The sequence below is a fragment of the Pseudomonas sp. B37(2017) genome (assembly GCF_002112885.1).
GTDB classification, from domain to species: domain Bacteria; phylum Pseudomonadota; class Gammaproteobacteria; order Pseudomonadales; family Pseudomonadaceae; genus Aquipseudomonas; species Aquipseudomonas paraglycinae.
In genome coordinates this window covers 19,387-39,200 of sequence record NZ_NEIX01000018.1, presented here as the reverse complement: position 1 = coordinate 39,200, position 19,814 = coordinate 19,387, and the positions used below count along the sequence as shown (strand labels likewise).

Here is a 19,814-nt window from a genome sequence, read left to right as displayed (position 1 = left end):
CAGGATTGCGGATGGATGTGTTCATTTGGGGAAAATCTCCAGCAATCGTGGCGCTATCTTTTCCAGTGGACGGATTTCTACGGCCGCGTCGATGGCTGCGGCAGCCTTGGGCATGCCGTACACCGCACTGCTCTGCTGATCCTGCGCGATGGTCAGGTAACCCTGTTGGCGCATGAGCTTAAGCCCTTGAGCCCCATCGCGTCCCATCCCTGTCAATAAAACCCCTACTGCGTCACCGTTCCAGTAATTGGCAACGCTTTCGAAAAACACGTCGATCGAGGGGCGGTAGATCTCGTTGACCGGCTCGGCGGTGTAGGCCAGCGTGCCGTTCTTGAGCAAGCGAATATGGTGGTTGGTGCCAGCCAGCAGCACCGCGCCGGCCTGCGGCGGTTCGCCTTCGCGGGCCAGACGCACGTCGAGGCCACTGGCGCTGGCCAGCCATTCGGCCATGCCGGCGGCAAACACCTGATCGACATGCTGCACCAGCACGATGGCCGCCGAAAAGTGGCGTGGCAGGCCTTTGAGCAAGACCTCCAGCGCCGCCGGGCCACCGGCCGAAGAACCGATCGCCACCAGTCGCTGGCGCGAGGCGGTACTGCGTGGTGTCGCAGGCGCCGGGCGCGAGCGGGCGGTTTTCTCGCCGATCAGCCAGCCGATGTTGAGGATTTTGCGCAGCAGCGGTGCCGCCGCTTCCTGGGGATTGCCACCGCCGATGGCCGGGGTGTCGACCACGTCCAGCGCGCCGTGGCCCATGGCTTCGAACACCCGGTGCACGTTCTGCTGGCGGTCCACGGTGACGATGACGATCGCGCACGGGCTCTCGGCCATGATCCGGCGGGTGGCCTCGACGCCATCCATCACCGGCATGATCAGGTCCATCAGGATCAGGTCCGGGGTGTTTTCCGCGCACAGGCGCACCGCTTCGGCGCCGTTGTTGGCGACCCACACCACCTGATGCGCCGGCTCGAAAGCGAGTGCGCGGCGCAGGGCCTCCACCGCCAGAGGCATGTCGTTGACGATTGCGATCTTCATGCCCGCGCTCCTCCGATGAGCTCAACCACCGCGTCGAGCAGGGCGTCGTCATGAAAACTGGCCTTGGCCAGATAATAGTCGGCGCCGGCGTCCAGTCCACGGCGGCGATCTTCCTCGCGATCCTTGTACGACACCACCATCACCGGCAGCGATTGCAGACGGTTGTCGCGGCGCAGCAGCGAGACCAGTTCGATGCCGTCCATGCGCGGCATGTCGATGTCGGTGATCAGCAGATCGAAGTTCTCTGAGCGCAGGGCGTTCCAGCCGTCCATGCCGTCCACCGCGACGGCCACGTCGTAGCCGCGATTGAGCAGCAGCTTGCGTTGCAACTCGCGCACGGTCAGCGAATCGTCGACCACCAGAATCCGTTTGCGCGCGGCTTCTGCGGCCTGATGGCCGTGACGCGCGATGCGCTCCAGACGCCCGGTGTTGAGCAGTTTGTCCACCGAACGCAGCATGTCTTCGACGTCGACGATCAGCACCACCGAGCCATCGTCGAGCAAGGCACCGGCGGAAATGTCCTGCACCTTGCCCAGCCGCTCGTCCAGCGGCAGCACCACCAGCGTGCGCTCGCCGATGAAGCGCTCGACCGCCACGCCGTAGATTGCATCGCGCTCGCGGATCACCACGACTTTCAGCGTATCGCCGCTGTTCTGACTGGCCGGACGTTGCAACAACTGACTGGCCGCGACCAGACCGACATGTCGGCCTTCGTGCCAGAAATGCTGGCGCCCTTCGACCTGCACGATGTCCTCCGGCGCCAGATCGCACATGCGCTCGATGTGCGCCAGCGGGAACGCGTAGGCCTCGTCGCCGACTTCCACCACCAGGCTACGTACCACCGACAGGGTCAGCGGCACTTCCAGATGGAAGCGACTGCCCTCGCCCGCCGTCTGCTCCAGCACCACCGCACCGCGCAACTGGCGGACCATGTGCTGAACGGCGTCGAGGCCGACGCCACGGCCGGACACTTCGGTGACTTTGTCGCGCAGGCTGAAACCCGGCAGGAAAAGGAAAGTCAGCAGTTCTTCTTCACTCAACTGAGCGGCGGTTTCCGCTGGCGACAACTGGCGTTCAACGATGCTGCGGCGGACCTTCTCCAGATCCACACCGTTGCCGTCGTCGCTCAATTCCAGCACTAGCAGACCGGCCTGATGCGAAGCACGCAGACGGATCAGGCCTTCTTCGGACTTGCCTTTGAGCAGGCGCTCTTCCGGGGTTTCGATGCCGTGATCAACCGCGTTGCGCAGCAGGTGCGTCAGCGGTGCTTCGAGTTTTTCCAGCACATCACGGTCGACCTGAGTCTTCTCGCCCTCGATCTCCAGCCGCACCTGTTTGCCGAGGCTGCGACCGAGGTCGCGCACCATCCGCACCTGCCCGGACAGCACATCGGCGAACGGTCGCATGCGGCAGGCCAGCGCGGTGTCATAGAGCACTTGCGCGCGCTGACTCGCTTGCCAGGCGAACTCGTCGAGTTCGGCGTTTTTCTCGGCCAGCAGTTGCTGGGATTCGGCGAGCAAACGGCGCGCGTCTTCCAGTGCCTCTTGAGCTTCGAGGCTCAGGGCGTGTTCCTTGAGATGAACGTTGAGACTTTCCAGCGCCCGCAGGCCGTTGTTCTGCATGCGTTTGAGGCGCTGCATCGTGGCCAGGTGCGGCTTGAGGCGCTGAGTTTCTACCAGGGATTTGCTCGACAGATCGAGCAGGCTGTTCAGGCGTTCTGCCGTGACCCGCAGCACCCGCTCGCCGCCTTCAGTGGTGCGTTTGCTCTTGCGAGGCGCCGGCTCCGGCTCGGCAACCTCGACCGGGATTTCAACTGAGGTCGATTCAACCACTGGCGGTGGCTGAAGTTGCAACTCCGCCATCACTGGAGCACTCGGAGCGGCGGGCACCACGGCCGGTGCCGTCGGATCGAGCAACCCGCCCATCAACGCCACGTAAGCCTCGATGTCCGCCGGTTGTGGGCCGTTGGCCGGGGTGGCGATGCGCATCAGCAAATCGGTGCCCTGCAACAACGCGTCGATATGCTCCGGGCGCAGGAACAACCGGCCTTCCTGGGCGCTGACCAGGCAATCTTCCATCACATGAGCGACGCTGACGCCGCTGTCGATGCCGACAATCCGCGCCGCGCCTTTCAGCGAGTGCGCCGCACGCATGCACGACTCGAGCTGATCGGCCTGGGTCGGGTTGCGCTCCAGCGCCAGCAGCCCGGCGCTGAGCACCTGGGTCTGGGCTTCGGCTTCGAGGCTGAACAGCTCGAGCAAAGAGGCGTCGCGCATTTGCTCGGGGGTCATGTAAGGCTCCGGGACACGGCGGACAACAGCTGTTCTTCATCCAGCCAACGCAGGCTGCGACCTTTGAAAGGCAGCACGCCTCGGGTGTATTTGGCGCTGGCCTGTGCGCCGGAACGTGATGCGGCATCGAGGATTCGCTCATCGATGGCGTGAATCCCGTCGACTTCGTCCACCGGCACCACCACTGGCCCGCCCTGGGCAGAGATGATCAGCATGCGCGGCATGATTCGCACGCCGGTCGCCGGGGCAGCGTTGCTGTCGAGGTCGAGCAGTTCGACCAGCGACAGGCACGCCACCAGCGCACCGCGCACGTTCGCCACGCCGAGCAAGGCTCGGGAGCGCTGATGCGGCAGCGAGTGAATCGCCTGCAACGGCGCGACCTCCACCAGACTGCGCGTGGCCAGGCCGAGCCATTCTTCGCCGAGGCGGAACATCAGCAGCGAACGGGTCTTCAGCTCGGTCTCGACTTGGGTCGCCACCGGATCGCGCTCGTCCTGCTGCAACGCATATCGGTCGAGCAGGCGCGTGGCGGCGGCGGAATACACCGAGCAATTGCGGCAATGGATGTGCTCGTCCAGCAGCGGACAGGACTTGTCGCCGTGGATGCCGATGCGGTTCCAGCAATCGTCGATGGCCCGGGCGTCTTCGTGGGTGACGTTCAAGGTGTCGGACGGGATCATCGTTTACGCTCACTGTCGGCGGTGCGGTCGCTGCGGGCGGCGCGCTCCTGCAATCGTCTGGCGCCGGCCGTGTCGCCCTGGGCCTGCAGCAACGCAGCCAGGTGCATCAAGGCTTCGGGGTGTTGCGGTTCGAGGTACAGCGCCTTGCGGTAAAAGCCCTGGGCTTCGAGGGCGCTGCCGGAGACATCGCTCAGCAGGCCGAGCCAGTAAAACACCTGGGCCACCGGCTCATGGCTGCGCAAATACTGTTCGCACGCGGCCCGGGCCTCCGCACTTTTGCCTTCGTTGGCCAGGGCGGCGATGTTGGCCAGCAGGGTCGCGGCGTCGGGATTGGTGCTTTTAGCCGTCGCCGGCATTGGCGTCACGCCAGCAAACGGACGATTGCGCACCGGCGGCGGTGGCGTGCTGCGCACCGGGTGGCGCACAGGCAACGGCACCGGAATTGCGGTCGGCATCGGCAACGGTTCGGGCTGCGGTTCGCTGTGACGACTGAAGGCAAAGGACTGCGGAATCCCGATCGAGCGCATGCCCAGCCGCCCGAGCAGACTGCCCTCGGCCGGGCCGATAAACAGCACGCCATCGACATGGGTCAGGCGCTTCAGCACCGCGAACACCTGCTGCTGGGTCGGCTGATCGAAATAGATCAGCAGGTTGCGGCAGAACACGAAATCGAACGGCGGCTCGTTGACCAGCAATGAAGGATCAAGCACGTTGCCGACATGCAGGCGCACCTGCTCGCGGACGATTTCATTTACCTGATAGCCCTCGTTCTCGGCGAAAAAATGCCGCTCGCGAAAGTCCAGCTCCTGGCCGCGAAACGAGTTCTTGCCGTACAGCGCGCGCCGCGCCTTGTCCACTGACAAGGGGCTGACGTCCATGCCATCGACCTTGAACTGATGGGGCTTGAGGCCCGCATCGAGCAACGCCATGGCAATCGAATAGGGTTCTTCACCGGTGGAGCACGGCAGGCTGAGGATGCGCAGCGCACGCATGTTGTTCAGTTCGCCCAGACGTTTGCGCGCCAGTTTGCCGAGGGTGGCGAAGGATTCCGGGTAACGGAAAAACCAGGTCTCGGGGACGATCACCGCTTCGATCAGCGCCTGCTGTTCATCCCGCGAGCCTTGCAGCGTCTGCCAGTACTCATCGGCATTCACGGTTTGCGACAGGGTGATGCGCTGGCGCACGGCCCGCTCGATGATCGCCGGCCCGACCGAGGCAACGTCGAGGCCGATGCGTTCCTTGAGGAAATCGAAGAAGCGCTGGTCGCTGCTCATGGCTGCTCCTCAAGCCGCGCCGGATCCAGCGGCGGTGTCGGGAACAACAGCGTACGCACCGACTCGTCCAGCAAGTCGTTGACCCGCACCCACTGCACCAGCCCTTGGGCATCTTCACGTACCGGGCCGAGGTATGGCGCCTGACGATTGTCGAGGCCGTACGGCCGGAAATCATCCGGGTTGCAACGCAGGGTATCGGTGGCCTGTTCGAGGATCAGGCCCAGCCATTGCGAGGGTTGCGAGTCATCCGCGCGGTAATGCACCAGCACCAGCCGCGTGCTGGTGCGCGCTTCGGCAGGATGGCCGAACGTCAGGGCACTGAGGTCGATCACCGGCACCACCGTGCCGCGATAGGCAAACACCCCCGCCACCCAGTGCGGCGCCCGGGCAATCGGCTTCAACGGCAGGCGCGGCAGCACTTCGGCCACTTCCGTGGCGCGCAAGGCGTAGCGTTCGCTGCCGATGCGAAACAGCAGGAACAACGCCTGCTTCGCCACCGGTGCAGCGCTGCGTTTGGCGGTGATTTCGCTCATCAGACTTTGAATCGCGAAACGCCGCTGCGCAGGCCCACGGCCACCTGGCTCAGTTCGTCGATGGCGAAACTGGCCTGACGCAACGACTCGACCGTCTGGCTGCTGGCATCACCCAGCTGCACCAGCGCGTGGTTGATCTGCTCGGCACCGGTGGCCTGAGCCTGCATGCCTTCGTTGACCATCAACACCCGCGGCGCCAGCGCCTGCACTTGATGGATGATCTGCGACAGCTGCTCGCCGACCTGCTGCACTTCGGCCATGCCGCGACGCACTTCCTCGGAGAACTTGTCCATGCCCATCACCCCGGCGGACACCGCCGACTGGATCTCGCGGACCATCTGTTCGATGTCGTAAGTCGCGACAGCGGTCTGATCCGCCAGACGCCGAACTTCAGTGGCGACCACGGCGAAACCGCGACCGTATTCACCGGCCTTCTCCGCTTCGATCGCGGCGTTCAGGGACAGCAGGTTGGTCTGGTCGGCGACCTTGACGATGGTCACGACCACCTGATTGATGTTGCCGGCCTTCTCGTTGAGGATCGCCAGTTTGGCGTTCACCAGATCCGCCGCGCCCATCACCGAGTGCATGGTGTCTTCCATGCGCGCCAGGCCTTGCTGCCCGGAACCGGCCAGCACCGAGGCCTGATCGGCGGCGGTGGAGACTTCGGTCATGGTACGCACCAGATCACGGGAGGTCGCCGCGATCTCGCGGGACGTCGCGCCGATTTCAGTCGTGGTGGCGGCGGTTTCGGTGGCGGTCGCCTGTTGTTGCTTGGACGTAGCGGCGATCTCGGTCACCGACGTGGTGACCTGCACCGACGAGCGCTGGGCCTGGGACACCAGCGAAGTGAGCTCGGTCATCATGTCGTTGAAGCCGGTTTCCACGGCGCCGAACTCGTCCTTGCGGTCGAGGTTCAGGCGGCTGCTCAGATCGCCGGTGCGCATGATGTCGAGGATCTGCACGATGCGGTTCATCGGCGCCATGATCGCGCGCATCAGCAGCAGACCGCAGAGGCCGGCCGCCAGCACGGCGATCAGCAACGAGATGAACATGCTGACCTTGGCCGCCGATACCGCTTCGTCAATGTTGGCCATGGCCTGATCGGCGACTTTCTTGTTCTCGCCAATGATGTCGTTGAGTTTCATCCGGCCGCTGTACCAGGTCGGCGTCAGTTTCTCATTGAACAGCTTGACCGCATCGGCTTCCAGATTGCGCTTGTGCAGGTCCAGAACCGAGTTCTGGATCTGCATGTAAGCGTCGTGATACTTCTCGAAAGCAGCGAATTCGTTACGGTCTTCATCCGTCGCCATAGTGCTGCGGTAGTTGGCCATCTGCTCCTGCAAGCGGGTTTCGAACGCCTTGTAGTCCGCCGCATCTTCAGTGCTGATGCCCTCGCCCTGCTTGAGGCCGAGCAACTCCTGGGTCTGCAGATAACTGTCGACCCACGCGCCACGAATCATCGAGCTGTAATAGACGCCGGGAATCGCGTCGTCACGGACGCTGTTTTCACTGGCTTCGATCTTCAACAGCCGCGAATACGAGACGACCACCATCAGCAGCATGATGGCGATAATCACCGCAAAGCTCGCCAAAATGCGTTGGCGCAACGTCCAGTTCTTCACAGTCAGTCCTCGGGGCGGGTCGAAATGCGGGGGAGTATAGCTGAGGGCGGTGTTTCATTTATAAGACGGTTTGCCGCGCTCAGGCCTTTCGGTCATGAAACGCGATGGGCTCTGGACTGGGACTTTCCGGCAATCAGCGGTCGGCGTACCAGTGACGCAATGGCAAAAAGGGGCGATGGATTGGCCATTTCAGCTGCTGCAACGAAAGAACCCGCCATCCTGTGCGGGATCGCGGGTTCTGATATCGCTGACAGCGGCTTCACTGGGTAGCTACACGGACCTGCTTCTCCAGCTCCACCTTCAACCCCGGCTCCAGCTTCAACTGCCGCGCCAGTTCATCCAGATAGCTCTTCTCCATGAAGTTTTCCTCATCCACCATCATCACGCTCGCCACGTACATTTCGGCGGCCATTTCCGGCGTGCTCGCCGCGCGGGCGACGTCGGTGGGGTCGAGGGGTTTGTTGAGTTCGGCGTGGAGCCAGTGTTTGAGCTCCTGATCGTTGTCGAGTCTGGTGAATTCGCCTTCGATCAATTGGCGTTCGCGGTCGTCGATGTGGCCGTCGGCCTTGGCGGCGGCGACCAGGGCCTTGAGGATGGCCTGGCTGTGTTGTTCGACCTGGGCGGGTGGCAGGCGATCAAGGGTTTGCGGCTCGCTTTGTGGGGCGGTGCCTTTCTGGGCGTTCCAGTTGCCGTAGGCTTTGTAGGCGATCACGCCCAGTGCGGCGAGGCCACCGTAGAGGGCGACTTTACCGCCAACCTTGCGGGCCTTTTTGCTGCCCAGCAGCAGGCCCATGGCGCCGGCCGCCAAAGCACCGCCGCCTGCGCCTGACAGCAAACCGCCGAGTGCGCCATTACTGGAAGATCCGCCCAGCAAGCCGCCCAAACCACCGGCAGCCGGTTTGTTCTGCGCCCCGCCCGCCTTGTTCTGCAGCAGATCCTGGCCGGACTTGAGGAGTTGATCGAGCAATCCACGGGTGTTCATGTTCCGTCTCCAAACAGGGGTTATCCGGATCAATAAGGCCTTCAGCCTAGTTCGAAAGTGCCCGTCACCTGGGTGCGAGTGTGCTTCCAGATGTTGCCTGGCCCACCGCAGCCCTTCGCGAAAATAGATATACACTCGAGGCAATCTATAAAAACCGCCCACCGGGTAATCCTTCCATGATGACCTTGCGTCAGATCCGCCATTTCATCGCCGTGGCCGAGACCGGCTCGATCTCCGCCGCCGCGCAAACCGCGTTCATTTCCCAATCGACCCTGACCCTGGCTATCCAGCAACTGGAGGAAGAAATCGGCGTCAGCCTGTTCAATCGCCACGCCAAGGGCATGACGCTTACCCATCAGGGACACCAGTTCCTGCGCCAGGCGCACCTGATTCTGGCGACCGTGGACAACGCCAAACGCAGCCTGCAACAGAGCACCGATCAGGTCGCCGGGCAGTTGATCGTCGGGGTGACCAGTCTGGTGGCCGGTTATTACCTGGCGGATTTGCTCACCCGTTTCCAGCGCGCCTACCCCAATGTCGAGATCCGCGTGATGGAGGATGAACGGCCGTACATCGAGCATCTGCTGGTCAGCGGCGAGATCGATGTCGGTGTGCTGATCCTCTCCAACCTCGAAGACCGCCACGCCCTGCAGACCGAAGTGCTGACCCACTCGCCGCACCGGCTGTGGTTGCCGGCCCAACATCCGCTGCTGGAACACGACAGCATCAACCTCGCCGATGTCGCCCGGGAGCCGCTGATTCAACTGAACGTCGACGAGATGGATCGCAACGCCCAACGCCTGTGGCGCGGCGCGGGACTGCAACCGAAGATCACCCTAAGAACCGCGTCCACCGAGGCAGTGCGAAGCCTGGTAGCGGCGGGTCTCGGCGTCTCAATCCAGCCCGACATGACCTACCGCCCATGGTCATTGGAAGGCGACATCATCGAAGCCCGGCCGATTGCCGACCTCAACCAGACCCTCGACGTCGGCCTGGCCTGGCGTCGCGGCACCGCCCGCCCCGCGCTGGTCGATCCCTTCCTGACCGTTGCTCGCGAACAGCCGCACGGCGGACGCAAGCCATCTATTTAATCGAATGCCACCTTCAGTATTTAGAATTTGTCGACCCCGGAGCCGCGCACTAGTCTTGCTGCATCTATAAGACGGTCGGCTCCCGGAACAGGGAGCAACATGGCCATACAAGAAAAGAGATCACGGAAAATGGCTGGCGCGCAAACCCACATGCACACCGCGTTGCTGATCGACGGCGAACTGGTCGCCGGTCAGGGTTTTGTCGAGCCGATCCTCAACCCGGCCACCGGCGAAGTCCTGACCCAGATCGCCGAAGCCAGCACCGAGCAAGTCGAAGCCGCCATCCTCGCCGCCCACCGCGCCTTTGCCGAGTGGTCGCGCACCACCCCGCAACAACGCTCGAACCTGCTGCTGGAAATCGCCAACGCCGTCGAAAAACACGCCGACCACCTCGCCCGCCTCGAAGCCCTGAACTGCGGCAAGCCGCTGCACCTGGCGCGTCAGGACGATTTGACCGCCACCGTCGATGTATTCCGCTTCTTCGCCGGCGCCGTGCGCTGCCAGACCGGCCAGCTCAGCGGCGAATACGTGCCGGGCTACACGAGCATGGTGCGCCGCGACCCGATTGGCGTCGTCGCCTCAATTGCGCCGTGGAACTACCCGATCATGATGGCCGCGTGGAAGATCGCCCCGGCCCTCGCCGCCGGCAATACACTGGTGTTCAAGCCGTCCGAGCACACGCCGCTGTCGATTCTGGCGCTGGCGCCAGCGCTGGCCGAAATCCTGCCGCGTGGGGTGATCAACATCGTCTGCGGTGGCGGCGAAGGGGTTGGCAGTCATCTGGTCGGCCACCCGAAAGTACGCATGGTGTCGCTGACCGGCGATATCGTCACCGGCCAGAAAATCCTTCAGGCCGCGGCCAAAACCCTCAAACGCACGCACCTCGAACTCGGCGGCAAGGCCCCGGTGATCGTGTGCAACGATGCCGACATTAAAGCCGTGGTCGAGGGCGTTCGCACTTATGGCTATTACAACGCCGGGCAGGATTGCACGGCGGCCTGCCGGATCTACGCCCAGGCGGGGATTCACGACAAATTGGTCGCCGAGCTCGGTGCGGCGGTCAGCAGCCTACGCTTCGCCGGCAAACGCGATGCCGACAACGAAATCGGGCCGCTGATCAGCACTCGTCAGCGCGACCGCGTGGCCAGTTTCGTCGAGCGCGCCCTCGGCCAGCCGCATATCGAGCGGGTGACCGGCGCGGCGGTGCATTCCGGCGCCGGGTTCTTCTATCAGCCAACGTTGCTGGCCGGTTGCAAACAGAGCGATGAAATCGTCCAGCGCGAAGTGTTCGGCCCGGTGGTGACCGTGACTCGCTTCGACGAACTCGCGCAAGCGGTGGACTGGGCCAACGACTCGGAATACGGCCTCGCCTCGTCGGTGTGGACCCAGAATCTGGACAAGGCGATGCAGGTCGCCGCACGCCTGCAATACGGATGCACCTGGATCAACAGCCATTTCATGCTGGTCAGCGAAATGCCCCACGGCGGGCTGAAACGCTCCGGTTACGGCAAAGACTTATCCAGCGATTCGCTACAGGACTACAGCGTGGTGCGGCACATCATGGCCCGCCACGGCCAGCATCTCTGACTACGCTAATAACAAGCCGACCACGGCCATGCTTCACCGCGTTCACAACTGCCCCGACCATAATTTAAAGAAGAGGGTTCACCATGTTCGTGCACAAGACCGCACTGCTCAGTGCAATAACCACGGCCCTGCTGGCCAGCGCCAGCCTGCAGGCCGCCGAGCCGCTGAAAGCCGTCGGCGCCGGCGAAGGCCAGCTGGATATCGTCGCCTGGCCCGGCTACATCGAACGCGGTGAAAGCGACAAGGCCTACGACTGGGTGACCGGTTTCGAGAAGGAAACCGGCTGCAAGGTCAATGTGAAAACTGCCGCCACCTCTGACGAAATGGTCAGTCTGATGGCCAAGGGCGGTTACGACCTGGTGACAGCGTCGGGCGATGCCTCGTTGCGGTTGATCGTCGGCAAGCGTGTGCAGCCGATCAACACCGCGTTGATCCCGAACTGGAAATCTCTCGACCCGCGCCTGAAAGACGCGCCGTGGTACGTGGTCAACAACCAGACCTACGGCACCCCGTACCAGTGGGGCCCGAACGTGTTGATGTACAACACCAACGTGTTCAAGACTGCGCCGACCAGCTGGAACGTGGTGTTCGACGCGCAGAACCTGCCCGATGGCAAGCCGAACAAGGGCCGCGTGCAGGCCTATGACGGCCCGATCTACATTGCCGACGCGGCGCTCTATCTGAAATCCACCAAGCCTGAGCTGGGGATCAAGGATCCGTATCAACTCACCGAAGATCAGTACAAGGCTGTGCTGGAACTGTTGCGCGCCCAGCAGAAGCTGATCCACCGCTACTGGCACGACACCACCGTTCAGATGAGCGACTTCAAGAACGAAGGCGTGGTCGCGTCCAGCGCCTGGCCGTATCAGGTCAACGGCCTGATCAACGAGAAACAGCCGATCGCTTCGACCGTGCCGAAAGAAGGCGCCACCGGTTGGGCCGACACCACCATGCTGCACGCCGAGGCCAAGCACCCGAACTGCGCGTACAAGTGGATGGACTGGTCGCTGCAGCCGAAAGTCCAGGGTGATGTGGCGGCGTGGTTTGGCTCGTTGCCGGCGGTTCCGGCGGCGTGTCAGGGCAGTGAATTGCTCGGCGCTGAAGGCTGCAAGACCAACGGGTTCGATCAGTTCGACAAGATCGCCTTCTGGAAAACACCGCAGGCTGAGGGTGGAAAGTTTGTGCCGTATAGCCGGTGGACGCAGGACTACATTGCGATTATGGGCGGCCGCTGACACGCCGCTCTAGCCCGATCGTTCCCACGTCGAGGCGTCGAACCGTCCGCGTGGGAATGCATCACCGGACGCTCCGCGTCCATTCGCAAGAGCTGACGCAGAGCGTCACGGGCTGCATTCCCACGCAGAGCGTGGGAACGATCAATTCGAATACTGTTTTTCAGAAGTCCAGGCAGGGCCGCTGCGACGGCCCTCGTCTTTTTGGAGCACCGCACCATGACGCTTGCAGTCCAGTTCACCAACGTTTCCCGGCAGTTCGGCGAAGTGAAAGCCGTTGACCGGGTTTCCATCGACATCCAGGACGGCGAGTTCTTTTCCATGCTCGGCCCTTCCGGTTCGGGCAAGACCACGTGTCTGCGCCTGATCGCCGGGTTCGAACAACCGAGCGCCGGCTCGATCCGCATTCACGGCGCCGAAGCCGCCGGACTGCCGCCCTATCAACGCGACGTAAACACGGTGTTTCAGGATTACGCGCTGTTCCCGCACATGAACGTGCTGGACAACGTTGCCTACGGCCTGAAGGTCAAAGGCGTAAGCAAAACCGAGCGCCACAAACGCGCCGAAGAAGCATTGGACATGGTCGCCCTCGGCGGCTACGGCGCCCGTAAACCGGTGCAGTTGTCCGGCGGTCAGCGCCAACGTGTCGCCCTCGCCCGCGCGCTGGTCAATCGCCCGCGAGTGCTGTTGCTCGACGAGCCGCTGGGCGCCCTCGACCTGAAGTTGCGGGAACAGATGCAGAGCGAACTGAAGAAGCTGCAACGCCAGCTCGGCATCACCTTCATCTTCGTCACCCACGACCAGACTGAAGCGTTGTCGATGTCCGACCGCGTGGCGGTGTTCAACAAGGGTCGTATCGAACAGGTCGACACCCCGCGCAATCTGTACATGAAACCCACCACAACGTTCGTCGCTGAATTCGTCGGCACTTCGAACGTGATTCGCGGCGATCTGGCGCGTCAGCTCAGCGGCCATCCGCAGCCGTTTTCGATCCGCCCGGAACACGTGCGTTTCGCCGAAGGCCCGCTGGCCAGTCATGAAATCGAAGTCAGCGGCCTGCTCCACGACATCCAGTACCAGGGCAGCGCCACGCGCTATGAACTGACCCTGGAAAACGGCCAGACCCTGAGCATCAGCCAGGCCAATAATCAGTGGATCGACAGCAGCGCGCAGCACCAGACCGGTCAGCGCATCAGTGCGCGCTGGGCGCGGGAAGCGATGATTCCGCTGCACGACACCGTTGCGAGCGGGGTGTGACATGACCGCCCTCGCCCTCCCTCAATCGGCGCCGTTGCGCAGGTTTTCCAACCTGCTCTATCGCAAGCCGAACCTGTATCTGTCGATGCTGCTGATACCGCCGCTGCTGTGGTTCGGCGCGATCTATCTCGGCTCGCTGTTGATGTTGCTGTGGCAAGGTTTCTACACCTTCGACGATTTCACGATGGCAGTCACCCCGGACCTGACCCTGGCCAATTTCGCCGCGCTGTTTCAGCCGTCGAATTCCGACATCATCCTGCGCACCCTGAGCATGGCCGTCGTGGTGTCGATCGCCAGCGCCATCGTCGCGTTCCCGATTGCCTACTACATGGCGCGCTACACCACCGGCAAGACCAAGGCGTTTTTCTACATCGCGGTGATGATGCCGATGTGGGCCAGTTACATCGTCAAGGCCTACGCCTGGACGCTGCTGCTGGCCAAGGGCGGCGTGGCGCAGTGGTTCGTTCAGCACCTGGGGCTGGAGCCGGTTCTGCAGTTCATTCTGGGGATTCCCGGGGTCGGCGGCAGCACCTTGTCGACCTCGCATCTGGGGCGGTTCATGGTGTTCGTCTACATCTGGCTGCCGTTCATGATCCTGCCGATCCAGGCCTCGCTGGAACGCCTTCCGCCGTCGTTGCTGCAAGCCTCCGCCGACCTCGGGGCCAAGCCGCGCCAGACCTTCATGCAGGTGATTCTGCCGCTGTCGGTGCCGGGGATTGCGGCCGGTTCGATCTTCACGTTCTCGCTGACGTTGGGCGACTTCATCGTGCCGCAACTGGTGGGCCCGCCGGGCTACTTCGTCGGCAGCATGGTTTACGCGCAACAGGGTGCGATCGGCAACATGCCCATGGCTGCGGCGTTCACGCTGGTGCCGATCGTGCTGATCGCCATCTACCTGTCCATCGTCAAACGACTGGGGGCCTTCGATGCACTCTGACTCTTCATCACAAGGGCGTGCTTCTATCGGTCTGCGCATCGCAGCCTGGGGCGGGCTGGTGTTTCTGCACTTCCCGATCCTGATCATCTTCCTCTACGCCTTCAACACCGAAGACGCGGCGTTCAGCTTTCCACCGAAAGGCTTCACGCTGCACTGGTTCAGCGTGGCGTTTTCCCGGCCGGATGTGCTGGAAGCGATCAAGCTGTCGTTGCAGATTGCGGCCATCGCCACGTTGATTGCGATGGTGCTCGGCACCCTCGCTTCGGCGGCGCTGTACCGCCGGGACTTCTTCGGCAAACAGGGCATTTCGCTGATGCTGATCCTGCCCATCGCACTGCCGGGGATCATCACCGGGATCGCGCTGCTGGCGACCTTCAAGACGCTGGGGATCGAGCCGGGGATGTTCACCATCATCGTCGGCCACGCGACCTTCTGCGTGGTGATCGTCTACAACAACGTCATCGCCCGTTTGCGCCGTACCTCGCACAGCCTGATCGAGGCGTCGATGGACCTCGGCGCCGACGGCTGGCAGACCTTCCGCTACATCATCCTGCCGAACCTCGGCTCGGCGTTGCTCGCCGGCGGCATGCTCGCATTTGCGCTGTCGTTCGACGAAATCATCGTCACCACTTTCACCGCCGGCCATGAACGCACCTTGCCGCTGTGGTTGCTCAATCAACTGAGCCGCCCACGGGACGTGCCGGTGACCAACGTCGTGGCGATGCTCGTGATGCTGGTGACCATGCTGCCGATCCTCGGCGCCTACTACCTGACCCGGGGTGGCGAGAGCGTGGCCGGCAGCGGCGGCAAATGATTTCCCTGACCTTCCCCACCCTGAATTTGCAGTAGAAAGAGGACAACAACATGCAAACCAAACTCTTGATCAACGGCCAACTGGTCAACGGCGAAGGCCCGGCGCAACCGGTGCTCAACCCGGCGCGTGGCGAAGTGCTGGTGGAAATCAACGAGGCCACCGAGGCCCAGGTCGATGCCGCCGTGCGCGCCGCCGACAGTGCCTTCGCCGAATGGTCGCAGACCACGCCAAAAGACCGTTCGCTGCTGCTGCTCAAACTCGCCGACGCCATCGAAGCACATGGCGAAGAGCTGGCGAAACTGGAATCGGACAACTGCGGCAAACCCTACAGCGCCGCGCTGAATGACGAGATCCCGGCGATTGCCGACGTGTTCCGTTTCTTCGCTGGCGCCAGCCGTTGCATGAGCGGTTCGGCCGGCGGCGAATACCTGCCCGGCCACACCTCAATGATCCGCCGCGACCCGGTGGGCGTAATCGCCTCTATCGCGCCGTGGAACTACCCGCTGATGATGGTCGCCTGGAAAATCGCCCCGGCCCTCGCCGCCGGTAATACCGTGGTGCTCAAGCCGTCGGAACAAACCCCGCTGACCGCGTTGCGCCTGGCCGAACTCGCGTCGGATATTTTCCCGGCCGGCGTACTCAATCTGGTGTTCGGTCGTGGGCCGAGCGTGGGCAGTCCGCTGGTGACCCATCCGAAAGTGCGCATGGTGTCGCTGACCGGCTCCATCGCCACTGGTTCGAACATCATTTCCAGCACCGCCGACAGCGTCAAACGCATGCACATGGAACTGGGCGGCAAGGCGCCGGTAATCATCTTCGACGACGCCGACATCGACGCGGCAGTCGAAGGCATTCGTACCTTCGGTTTCTACAACGCCGGCCAGGACTGCACCGCCGCCTGCCGGATCTACGCCCAGCAAGGCATCTACGACAAGTTCGTCGAGAAGCTCGGCGCGGCGGTCAGCAGCATCAAGTACGGGTTGCAAGATGATCCGTCCACGGAACTCGGGCCGCTGATCACCGCCCAGCATCGCGACCGCGTGGCCGGGTTTGTCGAACGCGCTGTGGCGCAACCGCACATTCGCTTGATCACTGGCGGCAAGGCGGTGGACGGCAACGGTTTCTTCTTCGAGCCGACCGTGCTGGCCGACGCCCAGCAGGACGACGAAATCGTCCGCCGCGAAGTGTTCGGGCCGGTGGTGTCGGTGACCAAGTTCACCGATGAAGCCCAGGCGCTGGAGTGGGCCAACGATTCGGACTACGGCCTGGCGTCCTCTGTGTGGACGGCGGATGTAGGACGTGCGCATCGACTGTCCGCTCGGTTGCAGTACGGCTGCACCTGGGTGAATACACATTTCATGCTCGTCAGCGAAATGCCTCATGGCGGTCAGAAACTGTCCGGCTACGGCAAGGACATGTCCATGTACGGGCTGGAGGACTACACCACGGTTCGGCATGTGATGTTCAAGCACTAAAGGCATCCCCCGGCTTCAAGGCAGAAACCGGTCATCCGCATCACCAGGCATTCAAAACAATAACTACCGATCCGGGCGGCGCTCACCAAGCACCGCCACGGCTTCGGCCATCCGAAATCTGCCGATTTCACGGAGCAAACACACATGAGTGCATCACCCGATCTCTCAGCCGCCGTTGCCGACAGCGATGCCGAACAACTGCGCCAACTGGGCTACACCTCCAACTTCAACCGCAGCATGAGCCTGTGGGAAAACTTCGCGCTGGGCTTCACTTATCTGTCACCGGTCGTAGGGGTTTATACCCTGTTCGGCCTGTGCCTGGCCGCCGGCGGGCCACCGATGTTCTGGGCCTATTTGCTGGTCGGTTGCGGGCAATTGCTGGTGTGCCTGATCTTCGGCGAAGTGGTTTCGCAGTTCCCGATTTCCGGTGGCGTTTATCCTTGGGCACGTCGCCTGGTGGGCAAGAAATGGGCGTGGATGGTCGGCTGGATCTACTCCATCGCCCTGTGCGTGACCATCGCCGCTGTTGCGGTCGGCGCCGGCCCGTACCTCGCGGCTATGCTGGGTTTTGAGCCGAGCAACAACACCAACATCGTCATCGCCCTGGTGCTGACGCTGTTCGCCACGCTGGTGAACCTCAGCGGCACCAAAGTGCTGGCGCGGATCGCTATGTTCGGCTTCCTCTGCGAACTGGTGGGCGCGGTGATCGTCGGCGTGTACCTGCTGATTTTCGAGCGTCACCAGCCAATCAGCGTGCTGTTCAACACCTTCGACATCAGCGTCGACGGCTCCTACCTGCCGGCATTCCTCACCGCTTCGCTGGCGGGGATGTTCCTCTACTACGGCTTCGAAGCCTGCGGCGACGTGGCCGAAGAAACCCCGAACCCGAGCAAGAAAATCCCGGTGGCCATGCGCATGACCATCTACATCGGCGGCATCGCGGCGATGTTCGCCTGCCTGGCACTGATCCTCGCCGTGCCGGACATGCAAGCGGTGATCAACGGCACCGACAAGGACCCAGTCACCACCATCCTCAACAACGCGTTCGGCCCGGTCGGTTCGAAAGTGGTGATGGGTGTGGTAATGATTTCCTTCATCTCCTGCGTCATCAGCCTGCAAGCGGCGGCGAGTCGTCTGCTGTATTCCTACGCTCGAGATGAAATGGTCATCGGCAGCCGACTGCTGAAAAAGATTTCTCCTACGACCCAAGTGCCAGTTGCTGCGCTGTTCGTGTCCGGCGTCCTGCCCGGCCTGATCATCGCCCTCGGCTTCTTCCTGCAAGACGCCGTGGCCACCATCGTCAGCTTCGCCGCCATCGGCATCTACCTCGCGTTTCAAATGATCGTCCTCGCCGCCCTGTACGCCCGCAGCAAAGGCTGGAAACCGAGCGGCAAATTCACCCTCGGCGCCTGGGGCTGGCCGGTGAACATCGGCGCGCTGGTGTACGGCGTCGGCGCAATCATCAACATGGCCTGGCCACGCACGCCGGATGCAGCGTGGTACATCAACTACGCGATGGTGCTGAGCACGGCGATCGTGATTGGGCTGGGGTTGATTTACATGTGGATTGGCAAGCCGTATGACCATGGGAAGGCGCCGGCTGGGGATGCGTGGAAAGTTAGTCGCTAAAAGCGTTTGACCCCGGCACCGATAGAGTGCCGGGGTTCAAGAAAGCCGACGCAAAACATCAAAAGAAAAGCTCGGACTGATCGTATTTCAGTGAGGAAATACGATCGAACAGTTTGATTTTTTCGTTGGCTTTTTGCTTGGCGTGGTCAGACATGAATGCAATCAACTCTTCGAGCTGATTGACGTCTCCCACCACTTTGAATTCCTTCTCCTTGTTGACGAAGACAAGGGACTTCTTCTTTCTCGACAGCAGTTCTATGACGTTGCTGAGCGTACCGGTGCTCTTCGCATCCCATATCATCAAGCCGTAGTCAGCAGCTTCGGCCATCACCACGTCTTTCTCGGTGAAGAAGGCCCTCGATCCTTTGGAGTGTTTGGAGTCCACTGTTCTGGCGGGCCACTGTCCGAGGTTGTTCCGCGGCGCTGGACCGCTACAGAACACAGTGGTTCTGGATCGTTCGAGACTCAGCAGATATTCCTGAATGGAGGTATCGGCGCCACCCGCATCACCAACGACCACCTCGAATTCAGACGCAACGATATTACTGATACGCTCCTTAACCTTAGGATCAAGGTTCTTGATGTTGATAGAGCCAGCAATAAATACAGTCGTCATTGAATTCACTTCCAGGTTAGCGCCGCTACGTAGATCTTCCCCACCTTCGGATATTCACGCAAGACAGCACAAGCCGCGTCCATCGACGCTCCGCTGTCAAACAAATCGTCTACGACCAAAACATTCCAGCATCCCTCTGTCGTAATTTCGTCATTGACGCTGAAACTGTTTCCAATCGCAGCAACCTTTTCTGCTTTGGAGTGCAGATCCTTGAGCGACTTTCCCGTAGTCGCTTTTCGAAGCAAATCCGAGAAAACCGGCCGCCCGACAATTCGTCCCAACTCCAGAGCGACCTCAGTAACCGGTTGTCGCTGCCGGACATTTGAAGCTGGCATGGGCAGCACAAACCCTACTTGATCCAACATAGGGAACACATTTGTCGCTACCGCTTGGGCCAGCGGGCCGACCTGATTCCAGTCTTTCTGGTATTTGAGCTGGTATGTCGCCTCACCAATCTCTGTGCGCTGATTATCGAAACAGGGGTGTCCGCGATCATCGTTGGCGAGAAAGGTACTACTTACCATGTGCTTGTCCAGCACCCATCCCTGATCCCATGGGCCGTTGATCTGTTTGAGGGACACCTTCATTGAATTCTCCATTATTCACAAAAATCCTTTAAGCCCTGAGACCAAGGGCCGAGCACCCGGGGGATGCCTGAGATTCAAATAAATAAAGGAAAAATCACGCTTCAGGTGCAGTCTGGCTGACCGCCATACAAAAACAGGAATTTCCTACAGATGCAGGCTTCAAGAAGAAGCCACA

At 61.9% G+C, this 19,814-nt stretch carries 17 protein-coding genes; 8 read left to right on the top strand and 9 right to left on the bottom strand.

Going from position 1 to position 19,814, the window contains the following annotated elements:
- Positions 1 to 21: 21 nt before the first annotated feature.
- From CAF90_RS27980 to CAF90_RS27950, 7 genes are all read right to left on the bottom strand, one after another.
- Positions 22 to 1,032 (bottom strand): chemotaxis response regulator protein-glutamate methylesterase, encoded by a 1,011-nt coding sequence (locus CAF90_RS27980; RefSeq protein WP_085609170.1) that lies wholly within the window; start codon positions 1,030 to 1,032, stop codon positions 22 to 24.
- A complete protein-coding gene (locus CAF90_RS27975; protein ID WP_085609169.1) occupies positions 1,029 to 3,323 on the bottom strand; it encodes a hybrid sensor histidine kinase/response regulator in 2,295 nt (764 codons plus the stop codon). The genes CAF90_RS27980 and CAF90_RS27975 overlap by 4 nt, the downstream gene beginning before the upstream one ends.
- Positions 3,320 to 4,003, bottom strand: coding sequence for a chemotaxis protein CheW (locus CAF90_RS27970; RefSeq protein ID WP_085609168.1), 684 nt, complete (start codon positions 4,001 to 4,003; stop codon positions 3,320 to 3,322). The genes CAF90_RS27975 and CAF90_RS27970 overlap by 4 nt, the downstream gene beginning before the upstream one ends.
- A complete protein-coding gene (locus tag CAF90_RS27965) occupies positions 4,000 to 5,277 on the bottom strand; it encodes a protein-glutamate O-methyltransferase CheR (RefSeq protein WP_085609167.1) in 1,278 nt (425 codons plus the stop codon). Before CAF90_RS27965 ends, CAF90_RS27970 begins: the two co-directional genes overlap by 4 nt.
- The gene (locus CAF90_RS27960) at positions 5,274 to 5,810 is read right to left on the bottom strand and encodes a chemotaxis protein CheW (protein WP_085609166.1); all 537 of its coding nucleotides are present in this window, start codon (positions 5,808 to 5,810) and stop codon (positions 5,274 to 5,276) included. Before CAF90_RS27960 ends, CAF90_RS27965 begins: the two co-directional genes overlap by 4 nt.
- Positions 5,810 to 7,432, bottom strand: a complete 1,623-nt coding sequence (locus CAF90_RS27955) for a methyl-accepting chemotaxis protein (RefSeq protein WP_085609165.1) — start codon at positions 7,430 to 7,432, stop codon at positions 5,810 to 5,812. Before CAF90_RS27955 ends, CAF90_RS27960 begins: the two co-directional genes overlap by 1 nt.
- Positions 7,433 to 7,691: 259 nt before the next feature.
- Entirely contained in the window at positions 7,692 to 8,414 is a 723-nt protein-coding gene (locus tag CAF90_RS27950; RefSeq protein ID WP_085609164.1) for a tellurite resistance TerB family protein, read from the bottom strand.
- Positions 8,415 to 8,590: 176 nt separating this feature from the next.
- Here CAF90_RS27950 and CAF90_RS27945 point away from each other — a divergent pair, with 176 nt between their 5' ends.
- From CAF90_RS27945 to CAF90_RS27910, 8 genes are all read left to right on the top strand, one after another.
- On the top strand, positions 8,591 to 9,505 hold the full coding sequence (locus CAF90_RS27945; RefSeq protein ID WP_007954670.1) for a LysR family transcriptional regulator: 915 nt from the start codon (positions 8,591 to 8,593) through the stop codon (positions 9,503 to 9,505).
- A gap of 99 nt (positions 9,506 to 9,604) precedes the next feature.
- Positions 9,605 to 11,092, top strand: coding sequence for a gamma-aminobutyraldehyde dehydrogenase (locus CAF90_RS27940; protein ID WP_085609163.1), 1,488 nt, complete (start codon positions 9,605 to 9,607; stop codon positions 11,090 to 11,092).
- Positions 11,093 to 11,175: 83 nt separating this feature from the next.
- Positions 11,176 to 12,327: a putative ABC transporter substrate-binding protein YdcS gene (gene ydcS / locus CAF90_RS27935; protein ID WP_085609162.1), complete on the top strand. Its 1,152-nt coding sequence runs from the start codon at positions 11,176 to 11,178 to the stop codon at positions 12,325 to 12,327.
- 216 nt (positions 12,328 to 12,543) lie between these two features.
- Complete coding sequence (locus CAF90_RS27930; RefSeq protein WP_085609161.1) at positions 12,544 to 13,581, top strand: ABC transporter ATP-binding protein; 1,038 nt, start codon at positions 12,544 to 12,546, stop codon at positions 13,579 to 13,581.
- Between the two features lies 1 nt (position 13,582).
- Entirely contained in the window at positions 13,583 to 14,518 is a 936-nt protein-coding gene (locus CAF90_RS27925) for an ABC transporter permease (protein WP_085609160.1), read from the top strand.
- Complete coding sequence (locus CAF90_RS27920; RefSeq protein WP_085609159.1) at positions 14,508 to 15,332, top strand: ABC transporter permease; 825 nt, start codon at positions 14,508 to 14,510, stop codon at positions 15,330 to 15,332. The genes CAF90_RS27925 and CAF90_RS27920 overlap by 11 nt, the downstream gene beginning before the upstream one ends.
- 50 nt (positions 15,333 to 15,382) lie before the next feature.
- Entirely contained in the window at positions 15,383 to 16,807 is a 1,425-nt protein-coding gene (locus CAF90_RS27915; protein ID WP_007954662.1) for a gamma-aminobutyraldehyde dehydrogenase, read from the top strand.
- A gap of 144 nt (positions 16,808 to 16,951) precedes the next feature.
- Positions 16,952 to 18,436, top strand: a complete 1,485-nt coding sequence (locus CAF90_RS27910) for an APC family permease (RefSeq protein WP_085609158.1) — start codon at positions 16,952 to 16,954, stop codon at positions 18,434 to 18,436.
- Positions 18,437 to 18,494: 58 nt separating this feature from the next.
- Here the strand turns inward: CAF90_RS27910 and CAF90_RS27905 are convergent, their stop codons facing one another.
- Together CAF90_RS27905 and CAF90_RS27900 are read right to left on the bottom strand one after the other, a co-directional pair.
- Positions 18,495 to 19,052, bottom strand: coding sequence for a hypothetical protein (locus CAF90_RS27905; protein WP_085609157.1), 558 nt, complete (start codon positions 19,050 to 19,052; stop codon positions 18,495 to 18,497).
- A 5-nt stretch (positions 19,053 to 19,057) separates the two neighbouring features.
- Positions 19,058 to 19,639 carry a ComF family protein gene (locus CAF90_RS27900; RefSeq protein ID WP_085609156.1) on the bottom strand — a complete coding sequence of 194 codons (582 nt, stop codon included), beginning with the start codon at positions 19,637 to 19,639 and terminating at the stop codon, positions 19,058 to 19,060.
- Positions 19,640 to 19,814 lie beyond the last annotated feature (175 nt).